The organism is Streptomyces sp. NPDC038200, from assembly GCF_055600785.1.
The window spans coordinates 372228-389039 of the sequence record NZ_JBVJYH010000003.1; the positions used below are offsets into that span (position 1 = coordinate 372228).

At 72.3% G+C, this 16812-nt stretch carries 12 protein-coding genes; 6 read left to right on the forward strand and 6 right to left on the reverse strand.

The features are described from left to right. Positions 1–7: 7 nt before the first annotated feature. Positions 8–1483, reverse strand: coding sequence for a cellulase family glycosylhydrolase (locus ACZ7KF_RS09065; protein ID WP_471070564.1), 1476 nt, complete (start codon positions 1481–1483; stop codon positions 8–10). A gap of 262 nt (positions 1484–1745) precedes the next feature. Between ACZ7KF_RS09065 and ACZ7KF_RS09070 the strand changes: the two genes are divergently transcribed. The 3 genes from ACZ7KF_RS09070 to ACZ7KF_RS09080 all read left to right on the forward strand — a co-directional run bounded on the left by ACZ7KF_RS09070 (position 1746) and on the right by ACZ7KF_RS09080 (position 8356). Continuing rightward, the gene (locus ACZ7KF_RS09070; protein ID WP_471070565.1) at positions 1746–4658 is read left to right on the forward strand and encodes a glycoside hydrolase family 48 protein; all 2913 of its coding nucleotides are present in this window, start codon (positions 1746–1748) and stop codon (positions 4656–4658) included. 100 nt (positions 4659–4758) lie between these two features. Then, a complete protein-coding gene (locus ACZ7KF_RS09075) occupies positions 4759–7416 on the forward strand; it encodes a cellulose binding domain-containing protein (protein WP_471070566.1) in 2658 nt (885 codons plus the stop codon). Positions 7417–7510: 94 nt separating this feature from the next. Beyond that, on the forward strand, positions 7511–8356 hold the full coding sequence (locus tag ACZ7KF_RS09080; protein WP_471070568.1) for a hypothetical protein: 846 nt from the start codon (positions 7511–7513) through the stop codon (positions 8354–8356). Positions 8357–8359: 3 nt separating this feature from the next. Here the strand turns inward: ACZ7KF_RS09080 and ACZ7KF_RS09085 are convergent, their stop codons facing one another. From ACZ7KF_RS09085 to ACZ7KF_RS09095, 3 genes are read right to left on the reverse strand one after another with little or no spacing between them, the layout of a single operon-like run. Further along, positions 8360–10291, reverse strand: a complete 1932-nt coding sequence (locus ACZ7KF_RS09085) for a rhamnogalacturonan lyase (RefSeq protein ID WP_471070570.1) — start codon at positions 10289–10291, stop codon at positions 8360–8362. A 37-nt stretch (positions 10292–10328) separates the two neighbouring features. Continuing rightward, positions 10329–11111 (reverse strand): class I SAM-dependent methyltransferase, encoded by a 783-nt coding sequence (locus tag ACZ7KF_RS09090; RefSeq protein WP_471070572.1) that lies wholly within the window; start codon positions 11109–11111, stop codon positions 10329–10331. Between the two features lie 5 nt (positions 11112–11116). Continuing rightward, a complete protein-coding gene (locus ACZ7KF_RS09095) occupies positions 11117–11422 on the reverse strand; it encodes a 4a-hydroxytetrahydrobiopterin dehydratase (RefSeq protein WP_471070574.1) in 306 nt (101 codons plus the stop codon). A gap of 217 nt (positions 11423–11639) precedes the next feature. Here ACZ7KF_RS09095 and ACZ7KF_RS09100 point away from each other — a divergent pair, with 217 nt between their 5' ends. The 3 genes from ACZ7KF_RS09100 to narJ all read left to right on the forward strand — a co-directional run bounded on the left by ACZ7KF_RS09100 (position 11640) and on the right by narJ (position 14287). Continuing rightward, a complete protein-coding gene (locus ACZ7KF_RS09100) occupies positions 11640–12467 on the forward strand; it encodes a helix-turn-helix domain-containing protein (RefSeq protein ID WP_471070575.1) in 828 nt (275 codons plus the stop codon). 96 nt (positions 12468–12563) lie between these two features. After that, the gene (locus ACZ7KF_RS09105) at positions 12564–13427 is read left to right on the forward strand and encodes a helix-turn-helix domain-containing protein (protein WP_471070577.1); all 864 of its coding nucleotides are present in this window, start codon (positions 12564–12566) and stop codon (positions 13425–13427) included. 365 nt (positions 13428–13792) lie between these two features. Next, positions 13793–14287, forward strand: a complete 495-nt coding sequence (narJ, locus tag ACZ7KF_RS09110; protein WP_471070579.1) for a nitrate reductase molybdenum cofactor assembly chaperone — start codon at positions 13793–13795, stop codon at positions 14285–14287. Between the two features lie 247 nt (positions 14288–14534). On the opposite strand, the gene ACZ7KF_RS09115 is transcribed toward narJ, so the two are convergent. Together ACZ7KF_RS09115 and ACZ7KF_RS09120 are read right to left on the reverse strand one after the other, a co-directional pair. Further along, positions 14535–14960 carry an OsmC family protein gene (locus ACZ7KF_RS09115; protein WP_471070580.1) on the reverse strand — a complete coding sequence of 142 codons (426 nt, stop codon included), beginning with the start codon at positions 14958–14960 and terminating at the stop codon, positions 14535–14537. A 66-nt stretch (positions 14961–15026) separates the two neighbouring features. Further along, on the reverse strand, positions 15027–16760 hold the full coding sequence (locus tag ACZ7KF_RS09120; RefSeq protein WP_471070962.1) for a vWA domain-containing protein: 1734 nt from the start codon (positions 16758–16760) through the stop codon (positions 15027–15029). Positions 16761–16812: the final 52 nt, after the last annotated feature.

Sequence of the window (16812 nt, forward strand, 5' to 3'; positions counted from 1 at the left end):
GGACGGTCTACGGGGCGAGGGCGCGCAGGTGGTCGCGCAGCCCCGCGCCGTATGCGGTGGGTGTGCCGTCGTAGGCGGAGATGAGGGACGGCCCGGAGGAGCAGTCCCAGGTGTTCCAGGTCCAGCCCAGGTAGGACAGGCCGTGGTCGTCGAACCACTTCATGACCTGGTCGACGAACCCGTGCGAGCAGGTGTTCTCGCCGATCTCCCCGGCGACCAGGGGTACCTGGGCGGCGACCGGGGCGAGGGTGGAGTTCCAGCAGCTCTCGGTCGAGCAGGTGTTGAAGTTGTAGACGTGGTAGGCGGCGGCGAGATTGCCGGCCGGGTCGGTGGGCTTGTGGGCCAGCCACTGGCTCAGGTCGTTCGCGTACGCGAGCCCGCCGGCCATGATCACGTTCTCGGCGCCGGTGCCGCGGACGGCGTCGACGAGGTCCTGCATGCCGGCGACCTCGTAGGAGATGCCGGGGCAGGTGCCGCCGTCGCGCCAGCACTTCCAGGCGTCCGTGGCACTGGAGGTCGCCCGGTCCGGGTAGGGCTCGTTGAACAGGTCGAACACGGCCGCCCGGTCGTCCTTGAAGGTGCTCGCCACCGACGCCCAGAACGAGGGGCTGTACTGCATGTCGGGCATCGGCTTCTGGCAGGTGGCGTGCACGTCGGAGCAGCCGGCCGAGTTCCCGGTGTACTGGCCGTGGTTCCAGTGGAGTTCGATGATCGGGGTCATGCCGTGCGCCTCGACCCGGGCCACCAGGTCCTTGACGGCGGCGATGTAGTGGGCGCCGCCGTACTCGGGCTTGATGTGGGACAGGCCCAGCCAGCACTCCTCGTTGAGCGGGATCCGGACGGCGTTGGCCTTCCAGTCGGCGATCGCCTTGACGGCGGCGTCGTCCACCGGGCCGTCCCAGATGCCGTAGCCCTGGACGCACATGAACTCGCCGCCGGAGCGGTTGACGCCGAGCAGACGGCGGGTGTTGCCGCCCGCGTCCACGAGCTGGTCGCCGGAGACGTGCAGGGCGGGCGCGGTGCCGTCGGACGGGGGTGGTGTCGTCGGCGGCGGGGTGGTCGGTTCGGAGTCGACGTTGCAGGTGGTGCCGTTGAGCTTGAACACGGCGGGCGCGGTGTTGCCGCCCGACCAGGACGCGAGGAATCCGGCGCCGAGGCTCGCACCGGAGCCGAGCGTGCCGTTCCAGGTCTCGTTGGCCGCGGTCACGGTGGTGCCGGACTGGGACCACTTGGCGTTCCAGCCCTGGGAGACCCGCTGCCCGCCGGCGAAGTCGAAGGTCAGCTTCCAACTACTCAGCGCGGCTTGATTGTTGGTCACTTTCACGGAGCCCTGGAAGCCGCCGTCCCACTGGCTGGTGACGGCGTACTCCACCGTGCACGCGGGCGTGGCTCCCTGGGCCGAGACCACCGGGACGACCACGCTCGACACGAGCGCGGCCGCACCGGCTGCGGCTAAAAGTACTGAACGCGGGGGGTGTCGCATGAGCGAGTCCTTACAGCTTGCGCGCCGTGACGGACGCGTCGACTGAACGGAATCGCTCCCACTGGTGCGAAGGAAGTTAGCGCCAAGTGGCCGTTCTGCCCAGGGGAGTCGCCCGACTTTTCCGCAACTCGATCCGTCGAATCATTTCGACTCTTCAAGCACCTTGACCGCCCCGGGCCCCGTCCTCACTATGGGAGCGCTCCCACTGGTTCAAACCTTGACCTCTTCCCGAGCCGCAAGCCCGCAAGGAGGAACCAGCATCATGGATCCCGGACGCAAGAGCAGAGCCGTGCGGCGGTTGTGGACCGCGGTGGCCGCCGCGTTCGCCCTGCCCCTGTCGCTGCTCGCCACCGGCACTCCCGCCGCGCACGCGGCGTCCGTGCAGTGCAGCGTCGACTACAAGACCAACGACTGGGGTTCCGGCTTCACCGCCGACCTCACGATCACCAACCGCGGCACGGACGCGATCGACGGCTGGACGCTGACGTACGCCTACACCGGCAGCCAGAAGCTGACCAACGGCTGGAACGGCACCTGGTCCCAGTCCGGCCAGACGGTCACCGTGAAGAACGCCGCGCACAACGGCACGATCGGCGCCGGCGCCGCCGTCTCCACCGGTGCCCAGTTCACCTACAGCGGCACCAACACCGCCCCCGCCTCCTTCGCCGTCAACGGCACCACCTGCGCCGGCGCCCACCAGCCGCCGGTGACCGTGCTGACCAGCCCGAGCGCGGGCGCGGTCTACACGCAAGGGGAGGCGGTCCCGCTCGCGGCGACCGCGGCGGCGGCCGACAACGCGACGATCGGCAAGGTGGAGTTCTACGACGACACCACACTGCTGGGCACGGACACGAGCGCGCCGTACACGCTCTCCGCCACTGATTTGACCGTGGGCAGTCATTCCCTGGTGGCGAAGGCGTACGACAGCCTGGGCGCGTCCGCCGCGTCCACCCCGGTCGGCATCACCGTCGCCTCCGGTCCCGCCCTGGTCGCCTCACCGGCCCAGCTGGGCGTCCAGCAGGGCAGGACGGGCACGTTCTCGGTGAAGCTGTCGACCCAGCCGAGCGCGAACGTCACGGTGAGCGTGGCCCGGACGGCCGGCAACACGGGCCTGTCGGTCACCGGCGGCTCCTCGCTGACCTTCACCCCGTCGAACTGGAACACCGCGCAGACCGTGACCGTCACGGCCGACTCCGCCGGCACCGGCAGCGCGACCTTCACCGCGTCGGCCACCGGCCACACCAAGGCGACGGTCACGGTCACCGAGCTGCCCGCGGCGAAGGCGTACGACGCGCGCTTCCTGGACCTCTACGGAAAGATCACCAACCCGGCGAACGGCTACTTCTCCCCCGAGGGCATCCCGTACCACTCGGTGGAGACGCTGATCGTCGAGGCCCCGGACCAGGGGCACGAGACCACGTCCGAGGCGTACAGCTACCTCCTCTGGCTCCAGGCGACGTACGGCAAGGTCACCGGCGACTGGTCGAAGTTCAACGGCGCGTGGGACCTCATGGAGAAGTACATGATCCCCACGCACGCCGACCAGCCGACGAACTCCTTCTACAACGCCTCCAAGCCGGCGACGTACGCGCCCGAGCTGGACACCCCGAACGAGTACCCGGCGAAGCTGGACACCTCGGTGTCGGTGGGCCCGGACCCGATCGCCGGTGAGCTGAAGTCGGCCTACGGCACGGACGACGTCTACGGCATGCACTGGATCCAGGACGTGGACAACGTCTACGGCTACGGCAACGAGCCCGGCAAGTGCGAGGCCGGCCCGACGGCCACCGGACCGTCGTACATCAACACCTTCCAGCGCGGCGCGCAGGAGTCCGTGTGGGAGACGGTGCCGCAGCCGACCTGTGACGCCTTCAAGTACGGCGGCAAGAACGGCTACCTGGACCTGTTCACCGGCGACTCCTCCTACGCCAAGCAGTGGAAGTACACGGACGCCCCGGACGCGGACGCGCGCGCGGTGCAGGCCGCGTACTGGGCCGATGTCTGGGCGAAGGCGCAGGGCAAGGGCGCCGACGTGTCCGGCACGGTCGCCAAGGCCGCGAAGATGGGCGACTACCTGCGGTACGCGATGTACGACAAGTACTTCAAGAAGATCGGCAACTGCACGAGCCCGTCCTGCCCGGCCGGCACCGGCAAGGACGCCTCGCACTACCTGCTGTCCTGGTACTACGCCTGGGGCGGTGCCACCGACACCAGCGCCGGCTGGGCCTGGCGGATCGGCTCCAGCCATGTCCACGGCGGCTATCAGAACCCTCTCGCCGCCTACGCGCTCAGCTCCTACGCCGACCTGAAGCCCAAGTCGGCCACCGGCGCGTCCGACTGGTCCACGTCGCTCAAGCGCCAGCTGGAGTTCTACCAGTGGCTCCAGTCGTCCGAGGGCGCGATCGCGGGCGGCGCGACCAACAGCTGGCAGGGCCGGTACGCCACCCCGCCGGCCGGCACCTCCACCTTCTACGGCATGTCCTACGACTCGCAGCCCGTCTACCACGACCCGCCCTCCAACCAGTGGTTCGGGTTCCAGGCCTGGTCGATGGAGCGGGTCGCCGAGTACTACCAGCAGACGGGGAACGCCACGGCGAAGGCCATCCTCGACAAGTGGGTGAAGTGGGCGCTGTCCAAGACCACCGTCAACCCGGACGGCACCTACCGGATCCCCTCCACCCTCCAGTGGTCGGGCCGGCCCGACACCTGGAACGCGTCGAGTCCCGGCTCCAACAGCGCCCTGCACGTCACGGTCGCCGACTACACCGACGACGTCGGCGTGGCCGCCGCGTACGCCAAGACCCTGACGTACTACGCCGCCAAGTCCGGTGACGCCAACGCCAAGTCCACGGCCAAGGCGCTGCTGGACGGCATGTGGGACCACTACCAGGACGGCCTCGGCATCGCCGTCCCCGAGACCCGTGCCGACTACAGCCGGTTCGGGGACGGCGTCTACGTCCCGAGCGGCTGGACCGGCACCATGCCGAACGGCGACGCGATCAACTCCTCGTCCACCTTCTCCTCGCTCCGGTCCTTCTACAAGAGCGACCCGAACTGGTCGAAGGTCGAGGCCTACCTCAAGGGCGGCGCCGCGCCCGTCTTCACCTACCACCGCTTCTGGGCCCAGGCGGACATCGCCATGGCCATGGGCTCGTACGCGGAGCTGCTCGAATGACCAGTCCCCGCTGAGGCTCCGTGTACCGCGACGGGCGGTCCCCGCACCCACCGGGGACCGCTCCGTCGTCGCGCGTCCCCCTGGAGGAAGGACCCCCACCGTGCGAAGAACCCGCATCCTCACCGCCGTGCTGGCCCTGGCCGCCGGACTGCTCGCCGGCACCCCGCCCGCACACGCCACGTCCGCGCCCCGCACCCCCCTGGCCGCGGACACGTACACCTGGAAGAACGCCCGGATCGACGGCGGCGGCTTCGTCCCCGGCATCGTCTTCAACCGTTCCGAGAGGAATCTGGTCTACGCCCGCACCGACATCGGCGGCGCCTACCGCTGGCAGGAGTCGACGAAGTCCTGGACCCCGCTGCTGGACTCGGTGGGCTGGAACGACTGGGGGCACACGGGTGTCGTCAGCCTGGCCTCCGACTCCGTCGACCCGGACAAGGTGTACGCGGCCGTCGGCACGTACACCAACAGCTGGGACCCGACGAACGGCGCCGTGCTGCGCTCCGCGGACCGGGGCACCAGCTGGCGGAAGACCGACCTGCCGTTCAAGCTGGGCGGCAACATGCCCGGCCGGGGCATGGGCGAGCGGCTGGCCGTCGACCCGAACAAGGACAGCGTGCTGTACCTGGGCGCGCCCAGCGGCAAGGGGCTGTGGCGGTCGACGGACTCCGGGGCGACCTGGTCGCAGGTGACGAGCTTCCCGAACCCCGGCGACTACCAGCAGGATCCGAGCGATGCCACCGGGTACGCGAGCGACAACCAGGGCATCGTCTGGGTCACCTTCGACGAGTCGACGGGCACGTCCGGGAACGCGACGAGGACGCTCTACGTCGGAGTCGCCGACAAGGACAACGCGGTCTACCGCTCGACGGACGCGGGGGTCACCTGGACCCGGCTGGCGGGCCAGCCCACGGGATACCTCGCGCACAAGGGGGTGCTGGACGCCGAGAACGGCTTCCTGTACCTCGCGTACAGCGACAAGGGCGGCCCGTACGACGGCGGCAAGGGCCGGCTGTGGCGGTACGCCACGGCGACCGGCACCTGGACGGACATCAGTCCCGTCGCGGAGGCCGACACCTCCTACGGCTTCTCCGGACTGACCGTCGACCGCCGGCACCCGGGCACGGTGATGGCGACGGCGTCCAGCTCCTGGTGGCCGGACACCCAGCTCTTCCGCTCCACCGACAGCGGCGCCACCTGGACCAGGGCCTGGGACTACACGTCGTACCCGAACCGCTCGAACCGGTACACGATCGACGTGTCCTCCACACCCTGGCTGACCTTCGGCGCGAACCCGTCCCCGCCCGAACAGACCCCGAAACTGGGCTGGATGACGGAGGCCCTGGAGATCGACCCCTTCGACTCGGCCCGGATGATGTACGGGACGGGAGCCACGCTGTACGGCACCGAGAACCTCACCGACTGGGACGACGGCGGCCGGATCACCGTCAAGCCGATGGTGCGGGGCCTGGAGGAGACGGCGGTGAACGACCTCGCGGCACCCCCCTCCGGCGGTGCCCGGCTGTTCAGCGCGCTGGGGGACATCGGCGGCTTCCGCCACACGGACCTGACCGAGGTGCCGTCGATGATGTACACGTCCCCCACCTTCACCACGACGACCGGTCTGGACTTCGCCGAGAGCGATCCGGGCACGGTCGTCCGCGTCGGCGACCTGGACTCCGGCCCGCACATCGCCTTCTCGACGGACAACGGCGCCGACTGGTTCGCGGGCACGGATCCTCCGGGGGTCTCGGGCGGCGGCACGGTGGCCGCGGCCTCGGACGGCAGCCGGTTCGTGTGGAGCCCGGCGGGCACGGGCGTGCGGTACACCACGGGCTTCGGCTCGTCCTGGTCGGCGTCGAGCGGCATCCCGGCCGGGGCGCTCGTCGAGTCGGACCGGGTCGACCCGAAGACCTTCTACGGCTTCAAGTCCGGGACGTTCTACGTCAGTACGGACGGCGGGGCGACCTTCACCGCCTCCCCGGCCGCGGGGCTGCCGAGCGGGGACAGCGTGCGCTTCAAGGCGCTGCCCGGCGTCCGGGGCGACGTGTGGCTGGCGGGCGGGGCGGCGGACGGCCCGTACGGCCTGTGGCACTCCACCGACGGCGGCGCGAGCTTCACCAGGCTGGCGAACGTGGAGCAGGCCGACACGGTCGGCTTCGGCAAGGCCGCGGCGGGCGCCTCGTACCAGACGCTCTTCGTCAGCGCGAAGATCGGCGGCGTCCGCGGCATCTTCCGCTCCACGGACCAGGGCGCCGGCTGGACCCGCGTCAACGACGACGCCCACCAGTGGGGCTGGACCGGGGCCGCGATCACCGGCGACCCCCGGGTGTACGGCCGCGTGTACGTCGCGACCAACGGCCGGGGCGTCGTCTACGGCGACACCGCCGACGCCGGGGGCGGGGACGGCGGTACGGACCCGGCGCCGGCCCCGTCCGGCGCCTGCACGGTGACGTACCGGATCACCCACCAGTGGCAGGGCGGCTTCCAGGCGGACGTCCGGCTGACCAACACCGGCTCGGCGCCCTGGGACGGCTGGACCCTGCGCTGGAACTTCCCGGACGGCCAGCAGGTCACCCAGCTGTGGAACGCCGACCACACCCAGTCGGGGCCGGCGGTGACCGCGCGGAACCTGACCTGGAACGGCACGGTGGCGGGGGGCTCGTCGGTGGCGTTCGGCCTCACCGGGAGCTGGTCGGGCACGAACACGAGACCGTCCGCGTTCCGGCTGGGCGACCGGGCCTGCGCGGTCGCCTGACCCGCCGCGCGGGGGCGCCCCCCGGCCGCCTCCGCCCGGTCCGCCCTGTCACGGCTCCGCGGCAGGGTCCGTGCCCCTTTCGTAGGATCGCGGCGTGACAGAGATCGACTACGGACGCTTCGGTGAACGGCTGGAACACGCGCGCGCGGAGGGCACCGCCGCCCGCTGGGAGCTGCTGCGCGCGTTCCAGGAGGAGTGGGGGTACGAGCCCTCCCGGGCCGAGGGCATCACCCTGGACGACCCCGGGGAGGACGCGAGCGAGAGCGTCGACCCGTCGCTGCCGGTGCCGGCCGCGCTGCGCGAGTGGTGGGAACTGCCCTTCAACTCCTTCGCCGACAAGCCCCGGTTGTACTGGACTAACCCCGAGTGGCCGCCCACGGTCCGCCCCGACCCTTCCGGCTACGGCACCTCCGGCGGCCTGCCGGCGGACAACCCTTTCGTCGGCCCCGACGAGGACCTGCGGGTCTGTGTGTTCATGGCCGAGTACGAGTACTGCAACGAGTGGGGCTACGCAGCGGCCCGCGCGGCCCTGGCCGATCCGCCGGTGCTGGTGTCCGCCGCGGACGACGACGGCAAGGAGGTCTGGCTGCCGCAGAGCCACTCCGTCTCGGAGTACTTCCTCCAGCTGGCCGTCACCCGGCTGCCCGCCCACTACGGCTTCAGCGCCTGCGAGGGCGTGGCCGGGCCGGACCTGGTGGCACGGCTGCGGGCCGCACTGCGCCCGCTGGGTCTGCTGCCCTGGCGGGAACTCGGTTCGCGCGCCGAGTACTTCGGCGGGCCGGACGTCGTCGTGCAGTACGACCCCTGCGGCCAGGACTTCGAGTTCGCCGCGTACGGCCGTACGGAGGAGGCGCTGCGACGGCTGGCCGGCACGCTCGCCCTGGACTGGTCGTCGGAGGACATCCACGAGCCGGACAGCCGCCGGCAGGACGGCGATTAGCGATCAGGGGGTGTACACCGGCGGCCGGGGCGCCGTGGCCATCCCGTCGCCCAGGAAGAAGCTCGGGTGGGGCGGCTGGTTGTAGGCCGTGTTCTGCCAGGCCAGGGCCGTGCGGTACTGGGTGTCGTGCAGCAGGGTCGTGACGCGGCTGCCGGTGTCGTAGGGGGTCGAGTAGATCCGCAGGGCCTTGTTGTCCGTCGTCGGCCAGACGACCTCCTCCCGCCAGTCGCCGAGGAGGTCGCCGGACAGCGCCGGGGTGGCCTTGGTGCCGTTGCCGGAGTGCACCCCCGAACCGGTCAGCAGGCGGGTGTCGGACGTGGTGCCGTACTTGTCGATGTGGGTGCCGTCGAGGAGTTCACGAACCGGGTCGCCGTCCCACCAGGCGAGGAAGTTGGTGGCGGCCGGTTTGCGCGCGGCGACGACCGTGCCCTTCGGGCCGCGGACGCCGCTCTCCGCCGACGACCAGGACTCCGCGCCGGCGCTGCCCGCCCAGATGTCCCCGGCGACGCCCCGGCCGTTGTCGCCGTCGGGCGCGGTGGACCAGATGATCCGGCCGGTCCGCGCGTCCGCCAGCCAGGACGAGGGCTTCGAGGAGTCCTCGTCCACCTTGAACTCCTCCAGGCCCGGCCGGGACGGGTCCAGGTCACCCACGTGCATCGCGTCGCCGTGGCCGTTCTTCGTCGTCCACAGGGCGCTGCCGTCGTCGTCCACGGCCATCGAGCCGTACACGATCTCGTCCTTGCCGTCCCCGTCGACGTCGGCGACGGACAGCTGGTGGTTGCCCTGACCGTCGTACCCCTTGCCGCTGTTGGTGGAGGAGTCGGTGTCGAAGGTCCAGCGGCGGGTGAGGGCGCCGCCGCGCCAGTCCCAGGCCGTGATCACGGTGCGGGTGTAGTAGCCGCGGGCCTCGATCAGGGAGGGGCGGGAGCCGTCGAGGTAGGCGGTGCCGGCGAGGAAGCGGTCGACGCGGTTGCCGTAGGAGTCGCCCCAGGAGGAGACCGTGCCGCGGGCCGGGACGTAGTCGACGGTCCGCATCGCCGCGCCCGTCCGCCCGTCGAACATGGTCAGGTACTCGGGCCCGGACAGGACGTAGCCGCTGGGGTTGCGGTGGTCGGCGCTCGCGCCGCCGGTCACCGCGCCCGTCCCGTCCACCGTGCCGTCGGCCGTCTTCGCGGCGACCTCGGCCCGGCCGTCGCCGTCGTAGTCGTACACCTGGAACTGGGTGTAGTGCGCGCCGGAACGGATGTTGCGCCCCAGGTCGACACGCCACAGCCGGGTGCCGTCCAGCTTGACGCCGTCCAGGTACGTGTCGCCCGTGTAGCCGGACTGGGAGTTGTCCTTGGCGTTGGTGGGCTGCCACTTGAGGACGAAGTCCAGTTGCCCGTCACCGTCCAGGTCGCCGACGGAGGCGTCGTTCGCCTCGTAGGTGTACGACACCCCGTCCGGGGTGGTGCCGCCGGGGGGCGGGGTGAGGGGGACGTCCTTGTAGCCGGTGCGGAACTGGATCGCGTGCTCGGAGTCGGCTTGTTCCACGCCGTTCACGATCGCGCGGACCGTGTAGTCGGCCTGGGCCGGGGCGCCGGTGTGGAAGTAGGTGGTGGAGGCCGTGACCGGGGCGGAGTTGACCTTCGTACCGGCACGGTAGACGTTGAAGGCGACGCTGTCGGGGTCGGTGCCCAGCCAGCGCCAGCTGACCAGGTTGCCGCTGTCGGTGTGGACGCTGACCAGGCCGCGGTCGAGTCTCTCGGCCTGCCGGGCGGTGGCCGCCCGGGCGGGGCCCGCCGACAGGCCGGTCAGGCCGGCGGCGCCCGGCGTGACCGTCGCGAGCGCGGCGGCCAGGACGACGGCGGTGCGGCGTCGCCGGTGCGCACGGGGGTACGGGGGCCGGTCGGCCGGGGCGGCCGAGCGGTGGGCGTGCGGGTGCGGGTGCGTCATCTGACGTTCCTCCGGGGGAGGTCGGACGTGTCGTCCGTCAGTCGCCGCTGTCCGTCGCCGGGTTGCCGGGTTCTTCGCGGGCCGCCGGTTTCCGGAAGGCCCGTATCCCGAAGCGCGGATCGTCACGTGGGCGGTCCTGGTCGGGGAGCGCGGCCAGTCGTGCGGCGAACTCCTCGGTACGCGGCTCGCCGGGCGGCAGCAGGGTGAACCAGCCGCGGCGCAGGTCGGCGATGGTGCCACGGGGGCTGCGGCCCTGTCCGGTGCCGAGGAAGGCACCGTGGCCGGCGGGCCGGAGGCCGTGCCGGACGGCGTGGCCGGTGACGAGGTCGGCGGCGTCGGCCGGGGGGCGGCGCGGGCGGGTGGCGAGGACGGTGTCGATGTCACTGCCGACGTCGTGCGCGGCGGCCTTGTCGACGGTGGTGACGTACACCCCGCCGGGGCGCAGCACGCGGGCGCACTCGGCGACGACCGCGCGTACGTCGGCGGGGTCCAGCAGGTGCAGCAGCCAGACACTGGTGACCGCGTCGAAGGTGCCGGCGGGGAAGGGCAGTCGGCGGCTGTCGGCCCGTACGACCGCCCCGGGCAGCCGGCCCGCCGCCCTGTGCACCATGGCGGGGGCGAGGTCGGCGCCGGTCACCCGCAGCCCGGGGCGCTCGGCGGCGAACCGCCGGGTGACGAGCCCGGTGCCGCAGGCGACGTCGAGGAGACGGCCCGGCCCTCGGGGGATCAGACCGAGGACGGCCCGGGCGGCGGTGGCGGCGCGGGCCTCGCCGCCGCGCGAGACGTCGTAGCCGTCGGCTTCCCTGTCGTAGTCCAGCACACCGCTCAGTGTGCCCCGTGGCCCGGGGCGACGTCCTCCACCCTGCGGGCGAGGGCGAAGTCCTGCTCGGTGACGACGCCGCCCGCGCTGTGGGTGTTCACGCTGAGCGAGACGGTGTTGTAGCCGAGGGTGAGGTCGGAGTGGTGGTCCAGCTCGTCCTGGATGCCGGCGATGTGCACGACGAGCGCCGCCGCCGCGAAGTGCGAGCCGAGCCGGTAGGAGCGGGTGAGGCGGTCGTCGTCGACCGCCCAGCCGGGCAGTTCGGCCAGTCGGTCCTCGATCTCCTTCTGCGACAGCGGTTCGACGGCCATGGCCGGGGCTCCCTTCGGTGCGTGTCCCCCGTGCGGGGAAGGTTTCGGCGCGCGTCCCCCCGTGCGGGGAGAGCTGCGGTGTGTCTCCCCGTGCGGGGAGAGGCGGGTACGGGTTCAGCCTGCCACGTCGGCGGTGCGGGCGGTGCGCCGACGCGTCCCCGGCCGTCACCGGGCACGGGCTCGTTCCCGCCCCGTGTGCTCGACTAGGGTCGGCGGTATGACGATTGCCGCGCCCGGTCCCGCCGTCTCCGCCGCCGCCACCGGCAAGGGCGTCGGCCCGCTGCTGCGCGCCTGGCGGGAGCGGCGCCGGATCTCCCAGCTGGAACTGGCGCTGCGCGCCGACTCCTCCGCGCGGCACATCAGCTTCGTCGAGACCGGCAGGTCCCGGCCCAGCGAGGAGATGGTGCTGCGGCTCGCCGAGCGGCTCGACGTGCCGGTGCGGGAGCGCAACGCCCTGCTGCTGGCCGCCGGTTACGCCCCCCGCTTTCCGGAGACGCCCCTGGACGATCCGGCGCTGGACGCGCTGCGCGAGGGCCTGGAGCGGCTCATCCGGGGCTATGAGCCCTATCCCGCGCTGGTGGTCGACGCCGGGTACACGGTCGTCGCGGCGAACCGGGGCATCGCCATGCTGCTGGAGGGCGTGCCGGAGCGGCTGCTGACCCCGGCGCCGAACGCGATGCGGCTGACGCTGCACCCGGAGGGGCTGGCGCCGCGCATCCGGAATCTGCGGGAGTGGCGCGGGCATCTGCTGGCGCAGATGGAGCGGGAGATCGCCCTGCACCGCTCGGACCGGCTGCGCGCGCTGTACGAGGAGGTGACGGCCTACCCGGTGCCCGAGGAGCCGCCCGGTGCCGAACCGGCCGAGCCCGTGCCGTACTTCGCGCTGCCGCTGATCATCGAGCAGGCCGGCCGGACGCTGTCGTTCGTGTCCTCGATCTCCACGTTCAACACGCCGATGGACGTCACGGTCGCGGAGCTGGCCATCGAGACGTTCCTGCCGGCGGACCCGGCGACCGCCAAGTACCTGCACACCCTGGCCGGCTGAACCGGTCCGACCGGTTCGCTGCCTCGGGCACGTGTGCGAGACGGCGACACATGACAGACTGCTCCCCGCGGATCGGCGCGTAGGGGAGGGCGTGGCGTGAGTGAGCGGCGGGCTGCGCCCACCGTGGGCCAGGTGGTGCTCGGCAAACGGTTGCAGGAGCTGCGGGAGGCGGCGGGCCTGAGCCGGGACGAGGCCGCCCGGGTGCTCAGGGTGGCGTCGGCGACCGTACGGCGGATGGAGATGGCCGAGGTCGCGCTGAAGATCCCCTACGTGCAGGTGCTGCTGACCACCTACGGGGTGGCCGAGGAGGAGGCCGAGGCGTTCGTCCGGCTGGCCGAGGAGGCGAATCAGCCGGGCTGGTGGCAGCGCTTCCACGACGTGCTCCCGGACTGGTTCAGTCTGTACGTCAGCCTGGAGGGCGCCGCCCGGATCATCCGCTCCTACGAGCCGCACTTCGTGCCCGGTCTGCTGCAGACGGAGGCGTACGCGCGGGCCGTGATGGAGGCGGGCACGATCGGGCAGAGTTCGCCGGAGACGGTCGAGCGGCATGTGTCGCTGCGCATGGAGCGGCAACGGCTGCTGGAGCGGGCGGATCCGCCCCACCTGTGGGTGATCATGGACGAGACGGTGCTCAGGCGCCCGGTGAGCATACGGCCCGAGGTGCTGCGGGACCAGCTGGACCGGCTGCTGGAGTACGCCGGACGGGACCGGGTGACGCTGCAGATCGCCGAGTTCGCCGCGGGCCCGCATCCGGGGACGTACGCGCCGTTCACGCTGTTCCGGTTCGCCGAGCCGGAACTGCCGGACATGGTGTTCACCGAGTACCTGACCGGCGCCCTCTACCTGGACTCGCGCCGGGAGGTGGCCGCGCACCTGGAGGTGCTGGACCACATGACGGCCCGCGCCGCGTCCGCCCAGCGCACGCTGAGGCTGCTGCGGGAGTACCGCGAGAACCTCTGACCCGGGCCCCGGGCCCCGGGCCCCGGATCCCGCCCCTCTGCCCCTGTCACTGCCCCTGTTCCCGCCCCTGTTCCTGTCGCTGGTCCTGTCGCTGGTCCAGGGTGACCCGTACGGGTCTGCGGACGGGTGCGTTCACCGGGCCGCCCCTAGGTTCTGAGTACGGGGTGAACCGAGGGAGCGCACGTGACCGACACGCGGATACCGCCCAGCGCCGGCGCGGCCCCGGTCCGCCGGGCGGCCCGGGGCAGGGGCGGCGACGGCCCGTGCGGCCAGCGCTCCGGCCGCAGGAACCAGCCTCTGATGTCCGTGGAGAACTTCCGTCTGCCGCGCGGACGGCGGACGTCCGACGACGCGAAGGAGGCACGATGCCCTCGGACGCGGTGCTCTACCAGGCTGCGGCCCTCTGCCTGACCTATCCGGACGAGGATGTCATCGCCCGGCTGCCGCTGCTGCGCCAGGCCGCCCCGCAGCTGCGCGTGTTCACCGACCACGCGGCCGTCACCCCGCCGGGGGAACTGGCCGCCCACTACGTGCGGGTCTTCGACTTCGAGAACCGGCACAGCCTGTACCTGAGCCGGTGGCACGACGGCGACACCCGGCGGCGCGGGATGACCCGGGTCCGCTTCACGGAGGTCTACCGCCGACACGGACTGGAGTTCAGCGGCGAGGAGCTGCCGGACTTCCTGCCGGCGGTCCTGGAGTTCACCGCCCGGACCGGCGACACCAGCCTGCTGACCGAGTACCGCGACGCCCTGGAGCAGCTGCGCGTGCGGCTGACCGACTACGGGACCCCGTACGCGGGCGTCCTGGACGCCGTCTGCGCCACCCTGCCGGCCGCACACACCGGAGGGCGCCCATGACCGTCGTCCTCCGGGGGTGCCGTCGCAGGGGGGCGAGTCCCGGCTGCTGAACATCGCCTCGCCGCTCTTCCCCTACGGCCCTGTTCGTACCGGCCGGGCACCTGATCGGCCTGTTCGGGCCGGAGTCCTGGACGGACGCGGTGGGGGGTGGGGGGGGTGGACGCGCACACGCACCACCTGTTCTCGCTGTACGGCGGGACGGGGTGCCGCGTCCTTGGAGGGGACGCGGCACCGGCACGCCGGAGCGTCAGACCAGCTCGGCCGTCAGGGTGATCGTCGTACCGGTCAGGGCCTGGCTGACCGGGCAGTTCTTCTTGGCGTCCTCGGCGGCCGAGGCAAAGCCCTCCGCGTCCAGGCCGGGCACCTCGCCGCGCACGGTGAGGTGGATGCCGGTGATGCCCTCGCCGGGCTGGAACGTGACGTCGGCCTTGGTCTCCAGCCGGGTGGGCGGGGTGCCGGCGCCGGTCAGGCCGTGCGAGAGCGCCATGGAGAAGCAGCTGGAGTGCGCGGCGGCGATCAGCTCCTCGGGGCTGGTCTTGCCGTTCGGCTGCTCGGCGCGCGACGGCCACGACACCGGCTGCGAGCCGATGCCGGAGGAGTCGAAGGCGACGGTGCCGCTGCCGTTGAGCAGTTCGCCTTCCCAGACGGTGTGCGCGGTGCGCGTGGTGGCCACGATGCTTCCTTTCGCGAGTGTCGCGGTTCCGGGGTTCCCGGATCTCCTATCCGATCACATCCGGGCTCATCGCACTCTGAAGACCGGCCCACGCGGCGTGAACGGCAGCTGACTTCCCTGCGGGATCAGATAGGCGTGCTCCCTGCGCACCCGCAGCACGTCGCACCAGCCGTCGGTGATGACCAGCACCGGCGCGGTGGGCGGGAAGTCCTCCGCCCGGTGCAGCAGGTCGATGCCGGGCTGAAGGACCGTACCGCCGCGCCCGTGCACCCGTACCCGGCTCGCGATCTCGGTGACCGGCAGATAGCCGGCGTCGTGCGGGGCCGCGTCGCAGAACACCACGCGGGCGGCCGGGACGTCGCGGGCCTCGGCGTAGGAGGCGATGGCGCCGAGTGCCTTGCCGAGCAGCCGGTGTCCCATGGAGCCGGAGGTGTCGAGGACCACCCCGAAGGTGCAGCGCGCGACCTCCTCGGGCGGGAAGTACCGGCCCGCGCGCGGGATGTCCGGGGTGGACGCCTGGCGGCGGCCGGGCCGGGCGTAGGACCGCACGGGCTCCGGGCGGGGGACGAACTCGTCGAACCAGCGGGCCAGTCGCGCGTCCCAGGGCAGCGGAGGGTGGCTGAGGGCGCGGATCTCCTCGACCAGGCCGCCGGGCAGGAAGCCGCGTTCCTGGGTCTGGTGCAGGTCCAGGCCGCGGCTGAGGCCGCGGCGGTAGAACTCGTCCAGGTCGACGTAGTCGCCGGCCGGCCGCAGCGGGCCGCCGAGGACGTCACCGGTGCCCTTGCCGCGCAGGGTCGCGAGGCGGCGCGACCGGCGCAGGTCGCCGGCGATGCGGTCGTAGACCTCCTCGGCGGACAGGCCGGCCAGCCGCGGGTCGTGCAGCAGCCCCTCGGGCATGGCGCCGACCCGCATCTCCACCAGCCAGCCGTTGACGACGTAGTCGCAGGCGACGTTGAACAGGTAGGGGTCGCGGGTGCCGCAGCGGTCGCCGTGGCGCAGGGCGGCGTGCAGCATCTCGTGGGCGAGGACGAACCGCCACTCCTCGTCCTCGAAACGGCGCAACGGGTTGACGTAGATCTCGCCGGCCCCGGGGTTCACGGCGGCGATCTGGATGCCGTGCGCGCGGGCGAGTTCGGCGTCGGCGACCAGGGTGATGCCGGCCGCGATGCCGCCGAGCAGCGGGTAGGAGGAGACGAACCAGCCGAGGGCCCGCTCCCAGGGGCGCGCTGCCGGCTGCTCGCCGTCCAGGGAGTCCCGGCGTCCGGCGGCCATGTCCATGGCGGCGGACACGGTGCGGGTCAGGGCGGTGGCGAAGGCCAGCTGGCGGTCCGGGATCGGGCCCCGCCAGGGCAGCCACTCGACGAGCGTCTGGTCGGGTTCCGCGCCCGCGGTGCCGCAGTGCTCGTAGGCGGGCGGCAGGCCGTGGGTCCGCCAGCGGGCGGCGAGCCGCTCCTCGTCCCCGTCGGGGTAGCTCGCGGGCAGTTCCTCGGGGGCGGTGCCCACGGGGAAGCCGAGCAGGAAGCGGTTGACGACGACGCAGCGGGCGGCCAGGTCGTACCGGTCGGGCTGCGCGCGCGGGCCCTTGGCGGCCGGGACGTGTCCGAAGCCGACGTGCAGGGCGGCGTGCGCGAGGGCCCACGCCCAGGCGCCGGGCTCGGCGAGCCGGTCGGGGTGGACGTGCACGGTGGCGTCGGAGTCGACGACGCACAGGCCGTCGCGCGGGGCGAGGGCGCAGTTCTCGCTGCGGCAGGTGTCGAAGTCGACGGCGGCGAGCGCGGGGTTGGCGCGCAGCAGCCGCATCCCCTCGGCGAACGCCTCCCCGGCGAGGTCCCGCTTCTTCTTCGGCCGGGTG